The organism is Streptomyces sp. NPDC015220 (assembly GCF_043079345.1).
Lineage (GTDB): Bacteria > Actinomycetota > Actinomycetes > Streptomycetales > Streptomycetaceae > Streptomyces.
Map to the genome: position 1 here is coordinate 382,679 of NZ_JBIBUK010000004.1, position 14,477 is coordinate 397,155.

General features: G+C 73.8%; 14 protein-coding genes. 9 read left to right on the plus strand and 5 right to left on the minus strand.

Annotated features, from left to right (window positions below):
• Positions 1 to 61: 61 nt before the first annotated feature.
• Entirely contained in the window at positions 62 to 997 is a 936-nt protein-coding gene (locus ACF061_RS13180; RefSeq protein WP_392266936.1) for a LysR family transcriptional regulator, read from the minus strand.
• A 139-nt stretch (positions 998 to 1,136) separates the two neighbouring features.
• Between ACF061_RS13180 and ACF061_RS13185 the strand changes: the two genes are divergently transcribed.
• Positions 1,137 to 2,381, plus strand: coding sequence for an MFS transporter (locus tag ACF061_RS13185; protein WP_392266937.1), 1,245 nt, complete (start codon positions 1,137 to 1,139; stop codon positions 2,379 to 2,381).
• A 97-nt stretch (positions 2,382 to 2,478) separates the two neighbouring features.
• Positions 2,479 to 3,078, plus strand: a complete 600-nt coding sequence (locus ACF061_RS13190; RefSeq protein ID WP_392266938.1) for a cysteine hydrolase — start codon at positions 2,479 to 2,481, stop codon at positions 3,076 to 3,078.
• Between the two features lie 121 nt (positions 3,079 to 3,199).
• Here ACF061_RS13190 and ACF061_RS13195 read toward each other — a convergent pair whose 3' ends face one another.
• The gene (locus tag ACF061_RS13195) at positions 3,200 to 3,718 is read right to left on the minus strand and encodes a GNAT family N-acetyltransferase (RefSeq protein ID WP_392266939.1); all 519 of its coding nucleotides are present in this window, start codon (positions 3,716 to 3,718) and stop codon (positions 3,200 to 3,202) included.
• A gap of 223 nt (positions 3,719 to 3,941) precedes the next feature.
• On the opposite strand from ACF061_RS13195, the gene ACF061_RS13200 reads away from it, so the two are divergent.
• On the plus strand, positions 3,942 to 4,181 hold the full coding sequence (locus tag ACF061_RS13200; protein ID WP_392266940.1) for a hypothetical protein: 240 nt from the start codon (positions 3,942 to 3,944) through the stop codon (positions 4,179 to 4,181).
• Positions 4,181 to 4,558: a toxin Doc gene (locus ACF061_RS13205; RefSeq protein WP_392266941.1), complete on the plus strand. Its 378-nt coding sequence runs from the start codon at positions 4,181 to 4,183 to the stop codon at positions 4,556 to 4,558. The genes ACF061_RS13200 and ACF061_RS13205 overlap by 1 nt, the downstream gene beginning before the upstream one ends.
• Before the next feature lie 94 nt (positions 4,559 to 4,652).
• Here ACF061_RS13205 and ACF061_RS13210 read toward each other — a convergent pair whose 3' ends face one another.
• Positions 4,653 to 7,415 (minus strand): tetratricopeptide repeat protein, encoded by a 2,763-nt coding sequence (locus ACF061_RS13210; RefSeq protein WP_392266942.1) that lies wholly within the window; start codon positions 7,413 to 7,415, stop codon positions 4,653 to 4,655.
• Between the two features lie 407 nt (positions 7,416 to 7,822).
• On the opposite strand from ACF061_RS13210, the gene ACF061_RS13215 reads away from it, so the two are divergent.
• The 3 genes from ACF061_RS13215 (at position 7,823) to ACF061_RS13225 (ending at position 10,759) form a co-directional block, all read left to right on the plus strand.
• The gene (locus tag ACF061_RS13215) at positions 7,823 to 8,728 is read left to right on the plus strand and encodes a LysR family transcriptional regulator (RefSeq protein ID WP_392266943.1); all 906 of its coding nucleotides are present in this window, start codon (positions 7,823 to 7,825) and stop codon (positions 8,726 to 8,728) included.
• A gap of 112 nt (positions 8,729 to 8,840) precedes the next feature.
• Positions 8,841 to 9,404 carry a cysteine dioxygenase gene (locus ACF061_RS13220; RefSeq protein ID WP_392266944.1) on the plus strand — a complete coding sequence of 188 codons (564 nt, stop codon included), beginning with the start codon at positions 8,841 to 8,843 and terminating at the stop codon, positions 9,402 to 9,404.
• A 272-nt stretch (positions 9,405 to 9,676) separates the two neighbouring features.
• The gene (locus tag ACF061_RS13225) at positions 9,677 to 10,759 is read left to right on the plus strand and encodes a YeiH family protein (protein WP_392267046.1); all 1,083 of its coding nucleotides are present in this window, start codon (positions 9,677 to 9,679) and stop codon (positions 10,757 to 10,759) included.
• Between the two features lie 404 nt (positions 10,760 to 11,163).
• On the opposite strand, the gene paaK is transcribed toward ACF061_RS13225, so the two are convergent.
• Together paaK and paaI are read right to left on the minus strand one after the other, a co-directional pair.
• On the minus strand, positions 11,164 to 12,510 hold the full coding sequence (paaK, locus tag ACF061_RS13230) for a phenylacetate--CoA ligase PaaK (protein ID WP_392266945.1): 1,347 nt from the start codon (positions 12,508 to 12,510) through the stop codon (positions 11,164 to 11,166).
• On the minus strand, positions 12,507 to 12,992 hold the full coding sequence (paaI, locus tag ACF061_RS13235) for a hydroxyphenylacetyl-CoA thioesterase PaaI (RefSeq protein ID WP_392266946.1): 486 nt from the start codon (positions 12,990 to 12,992) through the stop codon (positions 12,507 to 12,509). Before paaI ends, paaK begins: the two co-directional genes overlap by 4 nt.
• 186 nt (positions 12,993 to 13,178) lie before the next feature.
• Here paaI and paaA point away from each other — a divergent pair, with 186 nt between their 5' ends.
• Together paaA and paaB are read left to right on the plus strand one after the other, a co-directional pair.
• Positions 13,179 to 14,177, plus strand: a complete 999-nt coding sequence (gene paaA / locus ACF061_RS13240; RefSeq protein WP_392266947.1) for a 1,2-phenylacetyl-CoA epoxidase subunit PaaA — start codon at positions 13,179 to 13,181, stop codon at positions 14,175 to 14,177.
• A complete protein-coding gene (paaB, locus tag ACF061_RS13245; protein WP_392266948.1) occupies positions 14,174 to 14,476 on the plus strand; it encodes a 1,2-phenylacetyl-CoA epoxidase subunit PaaB in 303 nt (100 codons plus the stop codon). Before paaA ends, paaB begins: the two co-directional genes overlap by 4 nt.
• Position 14,477: the final 1 nt, after the last annotated feature.

A 14,477-nucleotide genomic window follows, 5' to 3' on the forward strand; every position in this document is an offset into this window, starting at 1 on the left:
TCCATCCCCCCTGGTCACCGTCGGTCCACCTGGGCCGCGACGACGGTGGACGCGGCGGTGGTCAGCTGGGGCTCACCCAGTCCGGCCGCCAGGTGCCGGCGGCGTCGTGGCCGGCCGCCGTGGCCGCGAGGTGGTCGCGGAGGGTGGCCAGCGCCGGGTGGGGATTGTCGCGGTGCCACAGGAGCGAGTGCGGGTAGACGGGCGTCGGGTCGGTCACCGGGATGCGGCGCAGGCCGTGGCCGGTGGGCCAGATCAGACGGGTGTGCTCGCCCATGAAGGTGGCCAGGGCCGGGGTGTCGGCGATGGTGTCGAGGAGCGCGTCGGAGCCGAAGTTGGGGCCGGTCGCCTCGATGGTGACGCCGAACTCGGCGACGAGGTCGTCGTAGTAGGCGGCCCACTCGGTGCCGGGGACGAGGCCGGGTATCCAGAGCCGGTGGTCGGCGAGCTCGGCGACGGTGACCGACCGGGCATCGGCCAGCGCGTGGGCGGGGCCGGTGAGGAGCTGGAGCGGCTCGTCGAGCACCCGGACGGACTGGATGTCCTCGGGAAGGGGCCGGCCGGGCACGGCGACGGCACGGAAGGACGCGTCGAGCGTTCCGGACCGGATGGCGGCGACGGCCGCCTCGATGTCGAACAGCATCACCACGTCGAGGTCGATCTCGGGGTGCGCGCGGTGGAAGCCGCGCATCAGTCCCGACCCGGCCACCCGCGAGGCGACCACGTCGACGCGCAGCGGACGGCGGACGGTGCGCACGGACGCGACCGCCCGCTCGGCGACGCGCAGCAGCTCACGCGCGTGGGGCAGGAACGCCTGACCGTCGATGGTGAGCTCGGCCCCGCGCGGCGTGCGGGTGAACAGCCGCACGCCGAGGCCGCGCTCCAGCCCGGCGACGCGCTTGGAGACGGCCTGCTGGGTGATCGACAGGCCGACGGCGGCCTCCTGGAACTGGCCCGCCTCCGTGACGGCGACGAAGGTGCGTACGGCTTCGAGATCCACGCCGATCCACCTTAGTGAACAACGGAAGGTTGTGAATCGTCGGCAGGGCGGTTGTTTGACCTGCCGCCCGGCCGCTCGCTTAGCTCTCACCGGCCGACATCGGCCCGTTCGGGTGAGAGATCAGGGGAGCGCGCTGAGCATGCTGGGCAGGAGACCGTTGGGCCGGCGGTTCGGCTGGTTGTGGGCGGCGTACGCGGTCAGCGCGTACGGATCCGGGCTGGGGTTCGGGGCGTTCCCGCTGATCGCCGTGCTGGCGTTGCGCGCCGGCCCCGCCGAGGTGTCCGCGCTGTCCGCGGTGGGGCCCGCGGTGGGCGCGCTGATCGCGGTGCCGCTCGCGCCGTGGGTGGAGTTCCGGCGCAAGCGCCCGGTCATGATCGCGATGGATCTGACCCGGTTCGCGGCCATGGCGACGATCCCGGTCGCCTACGCCTTCGGATGGCTCGGTTTCGTCCAGCTCCTCGTGGTCTCGGCCCTGGTCGCCGCGGCCAAGATCGCCTTCAACGCGGCCGGCGGCGCCTACCTCAAGGCCCTCGTCCCCCCGGACGACCTGCTCGTGGCCAACGCGCGGTTCGAGTCCACGAACTGGAGTTCCATCGCGGTCGGCCCACCACTGGGCGGAGCGGCGATCGGCCTGTTCGGGCCGGTCACCACCGTGGTGGCCGACGCGCTCAGCTACCTGCTCTCCGCACTGAGCCTCACCGCGATCGGCGGCCGGGAGGAGGCGCCTCGGACAACCGGCGAGGGCCCGGTCCGGGCGGGCGCGCTGCTCGACGGCTGGCGACACATCCTGGGCCATCCCGGCCTGCGGGCGCTCTACCTCAACCAGATGCTCGTCGCCGGTCTGATCATGGCCACCGAGCCGCTGCTGGCCGTGCTCCTCCTTCGCCGGCTCGGGTTCGCGCCCTGGCAGTACGGCCTCGCCTTCGCCGCCCCCTGTGTCGGCGGGCTCATCGGCTCCCGGCTGGCCCGGCGTGTCGTGGCCCGCTACGGCCGGCCCGCGGTCTTCCGGACCGTCGGCACCCTGCGCGCCGTCTGGCTGATCGGCCTGGCCTTCGTCCGCCCCGGCGTCGTCGGCCTCGTCACCGTGATGGCCGTCGAACTGGCGATCATCATCAACATGAGCCTGTTCACCCCGGTGCTCGCCACCTACCGGCTCGAACAGACCCCCAAGCATCTCGTCGCCCGCACCCTGACGGCCTGGTCGATCGGCCAGCAGGCGTCCATCGCCGTCCTCACCGCGCTCGCCGGACTGCTCGCCGACGTCACCGGCCCGCGCACCGCCCTCGCGGTCGCGGGACTGCTCGCCCTGACCACCCCCCTCCTGCTCCCCCGCCAGGACCGGACCCCGCGGCACGAGCCGGAGCCGGCCCGCAGCCGCTCGTGACACACCGCGACCGCCGCCGGAACCGCGGGCCGCGGCCGGTCCGCCGCCACCTGTCCGCGTCGACCACGCGCACCCCACCAGCGAGGAGAACACCCACATGAGCACCGCCCCCGCGCTCGACCCCGCGCACACCGCCCTTCTCGTCATGGACTGCCAGCCCGCGGTCCTGGCCGTGCTGCCGGAAGACGGCGACCGCGAAGCCCTGCTCGGTCGCGTGGCGGAGGCCGTCGCCGACGTCCGCGCGCACGGCGGCGCCGTCGCCTACGTACGCGTCGGCTTCACCGAGACCGACTGGGAAGCGGTCCCGGCCGTCAACAAGTCCTTCGCCCCACTGGCCCGGCACCGCGTCATGCACCACGAGGATCCCGCCACCGCCGTCCACGAGCGCCTGGCCCCCCACGACGGCGACATCATCGTGCGCAAGACCCGCTACGGCGGCATGTCCACCACCGACCTCGACCAGCGGCTGCGTGAGCGCGGCATCACCGCCCTGGTCGTCTCCGGCGTCAGCACCGGCGGCGTCGTCCTGTCCACCGTCGTCGACGCGGCCGACCGCGACTACCAGCTCTACGTCCTGTCCGACGCGGTCGCCGACCCGGACACCGAGGTCCACCGCGTCCTGCTGCACAGGGTCTTCCCGTCACGGGCCCACGTCATCGACACCGCCGAGCTGCGCGCCCTGCTCCGGGCCGGCTGACGCGAACCACCGGCCGGTCCCGCCCACGGCCGCCGCACCCGCCCGGTGCGGCGGCCCGCCCGCGCGCCGGGCAGGACCCCTGGCAACGGCCGGCCTCCCCGATGGACTCCCCGACGAGGCGTCAGAGGCGGATCTGGAGGATCTGTCCCGGCCAGGCGGCCTGGCCCGGGCGCTCCACCTCGAAGGTCCCGGTCGGGGTGAAACCGAGGCGCCGGTACTGCTCGACCAGGCGGCGGTCGTCACCCGCGTAGCAGTCGACGCGCAGCAGGCCGATGCCCCGGCGGCGGGTCTCGTCGAGGGCGTCCGCGATCAGCGCGGCGCCGATTCCGGATCCGGAGCGGGCCCGGTCGGTCACCAGACTGCGGACGTAGAGCTCGCGCTCGTCCACCGCGGCGACGTAGGCGGGCGGCTCCTCGGCGAGGATCGTGGCGCCGATCGTACGGCCGTCCTCGTCGTGCGCGATCCGGACCAGGTGGTCGCGGGTGTAGCCGCGGATGCGGTCGGCCGCCGCCGGCCGGGTGGACCAGGGCTGGTCGCCCCACTGTCCGGTGCGGCCCCGCGCGGCGAGCCAGGCGACGGCGGAGTCGAGCAGGACGAGGATGTCGGCCGCGTCTTCGGGGCCCCCGGTACGGATCTTCATGCGAACAGTTGTACCTCCGGGCGTGCCCCGCGGTCAGCCCCGCACACGCTCGGTCCCGCACCCGGTCCGCCCTGTGCCGCGGTCGTCCCTGTGCCTTGGTCCGCCCCGCACACGCCGCCCCGCACACGCCGCCCCGCACACGGTCTGCCCTGTGCCGGATGTCTCCGGGGTCGGCTCCGGAGCCGGCCTGGCGAGCAAGGCACCAACTAGGTACCATCGAGAGATGCCATCACTGAACGTGTCCTTCTCCGACGAGGAAATGGAAGGCGTGCGCGTGGCCGCCGCGGCGGAGGGCAAGAGCCTCAAGCAGTACCTGCACGACCTCGGTGTGCGCGAGATGCACCGCAAGCGGTTCGTCGCCGGCGCCGCCGCCTGGGCCGACAGACTGCGCGGCGAGTTCGACGAGGCGTTCCCCGAGGAGGTCCCGCCCTCCCGGCGCGGTGACGGGGCCGCGGCCGCCTGATGGTCCTGCATGTCGACGTCTCCTGGCTGCTCGACGTCCAGGAGGCCGCCCTCGAACACGAAGACGTGACGGTCACCGACTACTCCGCGCTGGTGGCAACGGTCGCCCGGCACCGGACCAGGATGCCCACGCTCGAGGCCTCCGACCCCGACACCGCCTGGCGGGCGGCCGCGCTCCTGCACACGATCGTGCGCCTCGAACCCCTGCCGCACCGCAACAGCCTCTTCGCCGCCTTCGTCGCCGCCCAGTACATGGACCAGTCCGGTGAGGGCATCGACCCGCCCTACGGCGCCCTGTCCGACCTCATCCGCAAGGTGCGCGACACCCGCCTGAGCGTGTACGCCGTCGCCGAGACGCTGCGCTCCTGGAGGATCTGAGGCCGGTCCGCCACGGGCCGTGTCCCCGGTGGACCGCGGGGACCCCGGAGCGGCCGCCCGGCTCCGGTCCGTCGCGGCGGAGCGGCCCGGTCCCTCAGTCCTGTTCGCCCTCGAGGGTCAGGCGCAGGGTGGCCGCGCGGGCGAGGACGGCGTCGGCGTCGGCGTGTCCCATCTCCCTGAGTAGCAGGCCCAGTTCGTGCAGGGAGGAGACCAGGGCCGGGCGGTACCGGCCGGGGTCGCCGGCGGCGAGCCGCTCATAGGCGGAGACGACCCGGTCCTGGTGGTCGAGGGCCTCGGCGGGCCGGCCGGCGGCGCGCAGGTAGTCGCAGAGCCGGGACCGGGCGGCGGCCAGGCTGCTGAGGAACCCGGCGGGATCGTCGTCGGCCGGCGGTTCCAGCAGGCGTACCGTCTCCTCCTGGACGGCCGCGGCCTCGGCGTGCCGTCCGTCGCGGGCGAGCAGCATGGCGCGGGAATCCAGCAGAACCGGCCGCAGCACCGGGTTGCCGTCCGGATGCTCCAGCAGATGGATCTCCCACAGGCCGAACGCCCTGGTGAGCAGGTGCTCGGCGGGTTCGAGACGGTTCAGGCCGATGAGCTCCGCCACGACGCCGTCCAGGGTCCGGACGGTCTCCTCCGGATCCCGCTGGGCCTCGGCGAGCCGGTCGAGGACGTCCTCGGTGTCCTGGCCGAGGCAGCAGTGGACGAGCAGACGGCTGCGCAGGCCGTCGGCGAGGGAAGCGGGGTCGCCGAGGCGTTCCCACAGGGCCGTGGAGCGTTCCAGCAGCGGCAGGGCCGCCCGGTACTCCTCCTCGCCGCAGTGGTGGGCGGCGAGGTCCTCCAGCGCCTTGGCGAGGTGCGGGCCGTGGAACCCGGGCTGTTCCAGGGCCAGTTCCTCGTACAGTTCGATCGCCTCGGTCAGGGCGGCGGCGCCGGCCTCGTCGTGGTCCAGGGCGCTCTCCCGGGAGGCTAGCTGGGACAGTGCGAGGGCGAGGCTCTGCCGGTCGTCGGTCCGCCGGTACAGGTCGGCCGCGAGTCCGGTGGCGGACCGTGCCTCCTCGGCCCGGCCGAGCCGGCTGAGGTAGATGCCGAGGGAGAGCCACGCGCCGGCGAGCCGGTCCCGGAACCGCTCGGGTTCGTGCTGCGTCAGCTCCCCGTACAGGGAGACCGAACGGCGCATGTGCTCCAGCGCGCGCTCCAGGCGCCCCTGTTCCTCGTGGTACCGGCTCAGATCGTGCAGGATCCGTGCCAGCTCGAACGCGAACTGCGGCTCGTCCGGGGAGTGCAGGCGCTCCAGGAGACTGACCGCGCGTTCCATGGCGGTGATCGCCTGGTCGAAGCGGTCGACGCGCTCGCAGGCCGTGCCGAGCAGTCCGAGGGCCTGGGCGAGACCGGGGGCCCAGCCGCTGTCCTCGTCGTACAGGCGCTGGTAGGTCTCCACGGTCTCCGCGGCCGCCCGTACGGTCTCCTCGGCGTGGTCGGCGACGTTGTGGGTCACCGCCAGGTTGTACAGCGTCGCGGCGAGGGCGGGGAGCTCGTTCGCGGCGCGGAAGGTCCGGGCCGCTTCCCCGGTCGCGTCCAGGGACTCCTCCAAGCGCCTCAGTTCGTGCAGCCGGGTGCCGAGGTCCTTCAGGGCGACGCCCAGCTCGAAGGGGTCGTCGACGTGATCGCGCAGCAGCCGGACCGCTGTCCGGGTCTCCTCCAGGGCGGGTTCGAGGCGGCCGGCGTCGGCCAGCCGGCGGCCCAGGTGGAGGCGGGTCCGGGCAAGTTCGGCGGCCCACTCCTCGTCCTCCTCCTCGGCGAGGAGCCGGCCGTAGAGTTCGGCCGCCTCCTGCGCCGCGTACACCGCTTTGATGTGGCGTCCGCTCTCGGCGAGCCGGTGGTGCAGTTCCACCAGGGCGCGGGCGAGGAGCGGCAGTCGCCCGGCGTCGTCGCGGGCGAGGCCCCGGCAGAGCTCGACGCACTGCGCGGCGGTGTCCGGCGCGTCGCCGTCGTCCAGTCGGGCCTGTACGCGGGAGAGGTCCGCGAGCACTTCGGCGCGCCGCACGAGGATGTCGGTGTCCTCGGTGGCGTCGGCGAGGTGACCGACGGCCTCGGCCAGGCGGGCGCGCGCCTCGTCCCAGTGCTGCCGCTTCTCGTGCAGCAGGCCCACCATGCGTACGGCGTCCGCCAGTTCGGCGGGGTCGCCGCGCCGCTCCAGCAGGGCGACGGCCTCCTGGGCCAGCGCCAGGGCGGTGTCCGGGTCGTCGGCGTCGGCGCTGGCCTGGGCCAGCCGGCCTACGGCCGCGGCGCAGGTCCTCGCCGCCCACTCGGGTCCCGGACCGGCGTACGGCGCGAGCGCGTCGACGGCCCGTCGGTACGCCTCGACGGCGGCGGCCGGATCTCCGGCCTCGGCCAGCAGGCCCGCGTACGCCTCGGCCTCGGCCAGGGCGGCCGCCGGGCGGCCGCGGCCCGCGACGGCCAGTTCGCAGAGGATCGAGCAGGCCTCCCGGCGGGCGTCGAGGGCTTCTGCGGTGCGGCCGAGAGCGGAGAGCGGCCCGGCGAGGGCGCTCAGGTCGCGGGCGTACGACGGGGTGTGGGCGGCGGGGTGGAGTGCGAGGGCGATCCGGCGGGCGAGCAGTTCGTCCTCGTGGCGCTCGCCCCCGGCGAACACGTCGGCGATGCGGGCGAGGGCGCGGCCGAGTTCGTCGAGGACGAGGGCCGGGTCGTCGAAGACGAGTTGTTCGGTGTCGTGGGCCACCTCCCCCAGCCGTGCGCACAGTTCCTCCAGCGCGGCGGCCACCGCCTCGCTGAACGGCTCGCCGCCGAGCGTGAGACACGTTCGGTACTGGGTGACGAGGTGACCGATCGCCAGTGACATGTTTGTTTCCAACCCCTTCTCTCCACAAGCCGTCCCGAGAACCGAGCCGCCGCCGCGGCCGAGGTGGCGGCGGACGTCGGCGGGCCGGCCGTTCAGGTGATGCCGCGCGGGACGGTGGCGCGCACGCCGGTCCGCACGGGCTGCCCGGGTCCGGACATGAGGCATCTCCCAGGAGTGAGGAAGGTGAAGGTGTCGTGACAGATGTGTATATCACGCAACAGTTGAAGCAAGAACAGGTTCCGGGTAAAGAGAAAACCGGGAAACACCGCAGGTGGGAAGCCCGGTCGGGCGGCCACGGCGGGCGTTTCCGCCGACGCCCGGCCGGGCGTGGAGGACGTTCCCCGCGTGTTCGAGGTGGCGGCGCACCCCCGCGGCCCGTAGTCCAAGTTCTGCTTATGATTCGACGCGTGTTCGATTCACGGCACATCAGGACCTTCCACGCGGTGGTGAACTCCGGGACCTACTCCGGGGCCGCCTCGGCCCTCGGCTATACGCAGCCGGCGGTGACCCAGCAGATGAAGGCGCTGGAGCGCTCCGTGGGCAGTCCCCTCTTCGTCCGGGTGGGGCGCCGGATGCGGCTGACCGAGGCCGGCGAGACGCTGGCCCGGCACGCGGAGGCCATCCTCGGCAGCCTGGCCGTGGCCGAGGAACAGGTCACCGCGATCACCCGGCTGCGCAGCGGCCGTGTGCGGGTGTGCGCCTTCCCCAGCGCCAACGCCACCCTCGTGCCCGAGGCCCTGGCCCGGCTCGCCGCCGACCACCCCGGGATACGGGTCGACCTGCTCGAGGACGAGCCCCCGGACTCCCTGGGGCGCCTGGCGCGCGGCGAGTGCGACATCACGCTGGCCTTCACCTACCCGGGGCTGCGGGAGACGGTGCCGGGCGAGGTGGTGGAGATCCCGCTGCTGGAGGACCAGCTCACGGTGCTGATGCCGATCGGTCATCCGCAGGCCCGGCGGCGGGCGGTGCGGCTCGCCGACTTCGCCGAGGAGCGCTGGATCGCCGGTTGCGCCCGCTGCCGCACCAACTTCCTGCACGAGTGCGCCGAACTGGGCTTCGCCCCCGACATCGCCTACACGACCGACGACGGCCTGGTGGTGCAGTCGCTGGTCGCCGAGGGGCTGGGCGTCGCCATGATGCCCGGCCTGGTGCTGTCCTTCCTGAGGCTCGACCGGGTCGCCGGGCGGGCCCTTCAACCGGCCGTACGCCGCCGGATCTCGGCGTACGTGCTGCGCGAGCACCTGCGTGTCCCGGCGACCTCCCTGGTGGTGGACACGATCAGGACGGTCGCCGAGCGGCGCGTGGGCTGCTGATCCGCCGCCGGCCGGCGCGGCACGGCCGTCACACGTACGCATAAGCGCCGCTTGGGCAGGACCGAAGAAACCGTCGTTGGACGCGCGGGCCCGCGCGCCGGACGCTGCCGTCATGACCACTTCCAAGGCCCTGACGCGTACTGCGGCGACGACCCGCCTCGACCGTCTCGTCCACGAGGTGAGGGAAGCCGTCGGGCACGGCCTGCCGCACGACCGCACCGCCCGCCTGGTCGGTGAGCGCCTCGCACCGCACCTCGGCGCCGACGACCTGCTGACCGACCGTCAGCGCGAGGGCGACGCCGACCACTACCGCCAGCACGTCCTGCACGCCGAGGAGGACGGCGGCTTCTCGATCGTCGCCCTGGTGTGGCTGCCGGGCCAGCGCACCACCATCCACGACCACGTCTCCTGGTGCGTCACGGGCGTCCACGAGGGACGCGAGCACGAGCGACGGTACGAACTGGTCCCCGACGGCGCCGGCTGCCGTCTCGTCGCCACCCGGGACGTCGTCAACGAGCGGGGCGACGTCTGCGGTTTCGCCCCGCCCGGGGACATCCACCGGGTCTGGAACGCGGGCGCGGAGAAGGCGATCTCGCTGCACGTCTACGGAGCCGACATCACCCGCCTGGGCAGCAGTGTCCGCCGCACCTACCAGCCGCCGGCCGGCGAACGGTGACCGGCCGCGGCGCCGCGACCGACCGCGGTGCGGTGATCGGCCGCGACACGGCGCCCCAAAACCCGCCGGACGCCCGGCGCGAGGACCACCGCGACCACCCGGGCCGGCCGGACCCCCAGGGCCGGTCGGACCACCCGGACCACCAGGACCGCCTGAACCGCCCAGACCGGTCGGGCCACTGGGACCAGGAGGACCGCCCGGGCCCCCAGGTCCGCCAGAACCCCCGGGTCCGGCCGGACCGCCCGGCCCAGGTGGACCGCCCGGACCGGGCGGTGGGCGCCGCGGCGGCCCCCCGCGGACCGGGGCGGCGTCCGGGCGGCGTCCGCGCCGCGGTCCCCGGTCTGGCGGTGGCCGCCGCCGGGGTCGCGTCGGCGTGGGCGGTGCACCGGGTGCTTCCCGCCGTGCCGATGCTCACCGCCGCCATCGTGATCGGTGTCGCCGCCGCGCACCTTCCCGGTCCGCGCGCCGTCGTGCGGGGCGTGGCACGTCCCGGACTCACCCTCGCCGGCAAGCGCTTCATGCGTGCCGGTGTCGTACTCCTCGGACTGGCTGTCGGCCTCGACGACGTGGCCGGCCTGGGCTGGGAGACCGTCGCCATGGTGCTGTGCACCGTCGCCGCGACGTTCGGCGGCACGGTCTGGCTCGGGCGCCGTATGGGCCTGCCCGGCGACCAGCCGCTGCTCATCGCGACCGGCTACTCGATCTGCGGCGCCTCCGCCATCGGCGCCATGAGCGACGTCTCGGACAGCGAGGAGGAGGACGTGGCGACGGCCGTGGCGATGGTGACGCTGTGCGGCACCCTCGCGATCGTCGTACTGCCGCTGCTGCGGGAGCCGCTGGGTCTGGACGCCGTCCAGTTCGGCCGCTGGGTCGGAGCCGGCGTGCACGATGTCGGGCAGGTGGTGGCGACCGCCCAGACCGCCGGGCCCACCGCCCTGCGGGAGGCGGTCCTCGTCAAGCTGATGCGGGTGGCGATGCTCGCGCCGCTCGTCGCGGCGGTCGGACTGTCCCTGCGCCGCCGGAACCGGACCGGGAACGCCGCACACCCCCCGGGCGCCGACCGCACCCCGCCGGACGGGACGCGCGGCGGCGGGCGGGCCCCGGTCCTCCCGCTCTTCGTCGCGGGCTTCCTCGCCATGTCCGCGCTGCGCTCCACCGGCCTGCTCCCGCCGTCCGTCCTCACCACCGCTCACCGAGGACAGGAACTGCTGCTCGCCGCCGCCCTGGTGGGTCTCGGCAGCGCCGTCCATCTGCCGTCCCTGGTACGCGACGGAGGCCGGGTCCTGCTCCTCGGCCTGTGCTCCTGGGTCGTCATCGCCGGCGTCTCGTACGGCGGTGTGCTGCTGACGACATGAGGCGGGCCCGGGCCCGGCGCGTACCCGTGCGCGCCGGGCCCGGGCCGCCGTCAGGCGGACGCGGCCGGGCCGGGGACCGGAGCCGCCGGCCCGGCACACCTGCCGGAGCCCGGTCCGGTCCGTCACCGGGCCGCTCCGGGGGCGCTTCGCGCCCTCGGCGTGCCCGCCCCGGAGCGGGGTCGTTCCACCCGAAGGCCCGGCAGGCCGCTACCGGAAGGCCGGCGGATTGCGCGCGACCCAGTCGCCGAAGGGCCTGGCCGGCCGGCGCAGGACGTTCTCCACGTCGGGGCTGATCTCCCGCTCGGCCGGCAGCGGGAGGCCGAGGAGGCCGCCAGCACGCGCCGGGGGCCGCGGTGTCGCGCGCCGGTGCTCCGCTCACCGGCCGTGGTGGCGAGGGGCCGCGGTCACGCCCGGCGCAGGTCCCTGACCCGGCGGATCTTGCCCACCGAGCGTTCCAGGGTGTCCGGTTCGACCACGCACACCTCGACGGTGACGCCCACGGAGTCCTTCACACCCTTGACGACGGCCCTGGCGGCGGCCTCGCGCTGGTCCGGTCCGGCGCCGGGGCGCGCCTCGATGCTCACCGACATGTGGTCCAGGCGACCGCGCCGGGTCAGCAGGATCTGGAAGTGCGGGGCGACTCCGGGTACCCGCAGCACCACTTCCTCGATCTGACTCGGGAAGACGTTCACCCCCCGCAGGATGATCATGTCGTCGCTGCGGCCCGTGATCTTCTCGATGCGGCGGAAGGCGGGCCGCGCGGTGCCGGGCAGCAGCCGGGTGAGGTCGCGCGTCCGGTAGCGGACGACCGGCAGGGCTTCCTTGGTCAGCGTGGTGAGGACCAGCTCGCCGCTGTCCCCGTCGGGCAGCACGGCGTCGGCGAGCGGGTCGACGACCTCGGGGTAGAAGTGGTCCTCCCAGAGGTGCAGCCCGTCCTTGGTCTCCACACACTCCTGCGCCACCCCGGGTCCCATGACCTCGGACAGGCCGTAGATGTCGACGGCGTGGATGTCCATGCGCTCCTCGATCTCGCGGCGCATCGCCTCCGTCCAGGGCTCCGCGCCGAAGATGCCGACCTTCAGGGAGGTGGTCCGCGGGTCCACGCCCTGGCGCTCGAACTCGTCGAGCAGGGTGAGCATGTAGGAGGGCGTGACCATGATGATCTCGGGCTGGAAGTCGCGGATGATCTGCACCTGGCGGGCGGTCATGCCGCCGGAGGCGGGGATCACGGTGCACCCGGCCCGTTCGGCGCCGTAGTGCGCGCCGAGGCCGCCGGTGAACAGGCCGTAGCCGTAGGAGACGTGGACCTTGTGGCCCGGACGGCCGCCCGCGGCGCGGATCGACCGGGCGACGAGGTCGGCCCATGTCGACAGGTCGTTCTCGGTGTAGCCGACCACGGTGGGCCGGCCGGTGGTGCCGCTGGAGGCGTGCAGGCGCCGCACCCGCGACATCGGGACGGCGAACATGCCGAAGGGGTAGGAGTCGCGCAGGTCGGCCTTGGTGGTGAAGGGGAAGCGTGCCAGGTCCTCCAGCCGGCGGCAGTCCTCGGGCCGGACCCCGGCCTCGTCGAACTTCCTCCGGTACAGCTCGACGTTGTCGTAGGCGTGCCGCAGCGTCGCCCGGAGCCGGCCGAGCTGGAGCTCGCGCAGCTGCTCGCGGGTGATGCGCTCGCCGTCGTCCAGCAGCTCCTCCGGGAGCGGCCGCCCCAGCCGGGGTCCCCGGTGCGCCGGGGCCGGTCCCGCACCGCTCATCGCGACTCCTCCGTGTTCGCGCCCCGCACGCTGCGGCTGCGGCCGCGGAACTCCGCGATCACCTCGCCCGCCCGTCGCCCGCCGTCCTGCGCGACCGGCCGTCCGCCGCCCGGGCCGGGCCCGACGCGCCGGACGCTCACGTCGTAGATGCCGCTGCGGCCGTACCGGGTGCGCTCGCAGGCCGTCGCCTCCAGGACGTCGCCCTCGTGGGCGGGGGCGACGAAGACGATGTCGGCCGCGGCCGCCACGGTCACCGGGCCATGGCTGTTGCAGGCGCACGCGAAGGCGGTGTCGGCGAGCAGGAACAGATAGCCGCCGTGGGCCGTCCCGTGTCCGTTGACCATCGTCGGCGCGACGGTCATCCGCGCCACGGCGGTCCCCTCGCCGTGCCGCACCAGCTCGATGCCCAGACTCCGGGAAGCCTGGTCCGCGGCGAACATCGTCTCGACCGGACCGGGGTCCGTTCCAGTGGCCTGCGTCACGTTCTCCACCGCCTCGTGTACCGACCGACCATTCGGTTAGCGTCGGCACGGCCAAGAAATCAAGCAACACCACCGGCTGTCAAGAGGCGGACGGCGCGAGCGGGGCCCGGCGAAGGGCTTGCCGGAACCCCGGAACTTCGACAGACTGATACCCGAACGAATGGTCGGTAGGGGAAGCTGGTATCGATGACCACGTCAGACGGCGCAGAGTCGAGCGGCGAGAACGCCCAGCGGCGGCTCCAGGAGCAGTTCGACACGACGATCGCGAAGGACCAGCGGATCGAGCCCCGGGACTGGATGCCCGAGGGCTACCGCAAGACGCTGATCCGGCAGATCGCGCAGCACGCCCACTCGGAGATCATCGGCATGCAGCCCGAGGGGGAGTGGATCACCAGGGCCCCCTCGCTGCGCCGCAAGGCCATCCTCTTCGCCAAGGTCCAGGACGAGGCCGGGCACGGCCTGTACCTGTACTCGGCGGCGGAGACCCTGGGCGCCGACCGCTCCGAGCTCACCGAGCGCCTCATCGAGGGCCGGCAGAAGTACTCGTCGATCTTCAACTACCCGACGCCGACCTTCGCCGACGTCGGTGTGATCGGCTGGTTCGTCGACGGGGCGGCGATCTGCAACCAGGTGCCGCTGTGCCGCAGCTCCTACGGCCCCTACGCCCGCTCCATGGTGCGCATCTGCAAGGAGGAGTCGTTCCACCAGCGGCAGGGCTACGAGCTGCTGATGACCATGATGCGCGGCACCGACGCCCAGCGCGCGATGGTGCAGGACGCGGTGAACCGCTGGTGGTGGCCGTCGCTGATGATGTTCGGCCCGCCCGACGGCGACTCCCCCAACTCCGCGGCCTCGATGGCCTGGAAGATCAAGCGGCACAGCAACGACGAACTGCGCCGGCGCTTCGTCGACATGACCGTCCCGCAGGCCGACAGGCTGGGCGTCACCCTGCCCGACCCCGAGCTGCGCTGGAACGAGGAGCTCGGCCGGCACGACTTCGGCACACCCGACTGGTCCGAGCTCAAGCGCGTGATCGGCGGCGACGGGCCCTGCAACGAGCAGCGCGTCGCACGGCGGCGGGCCGCGCACGAGGACGGCGCCTGGGTGCGCGAGGCGGCGACCGCCCACGCGGCCAGGCAGGCCGCCCGGGACGCCAGGAACACCGAGGAAGGAACGGCGGCATGAGCGAGACCGAGGGCACGAAGGGCGACTGGCCGCTGTACGAGGTGTTCGTCCGCGGCAAGCGCGGCCTGAACCACGTCCACGTCGGCTCGCTGCACGCGGCGGACGACGCCATGGCACTCAGCCACGCCCGCGACCTGTACACCCGGCGCAACGAGGGCGTGAGCATCTGGGTGGTGCGCTCCGAGCACATCGCGGCCACCACCCGCGACGAGAAGGACCCCTTCTTCGCGCCCAGCGCCGACAAGGTCTACCGCCACCCGACGTTCTACGACATCCCCGACGACGTCCCCCACATCTAGG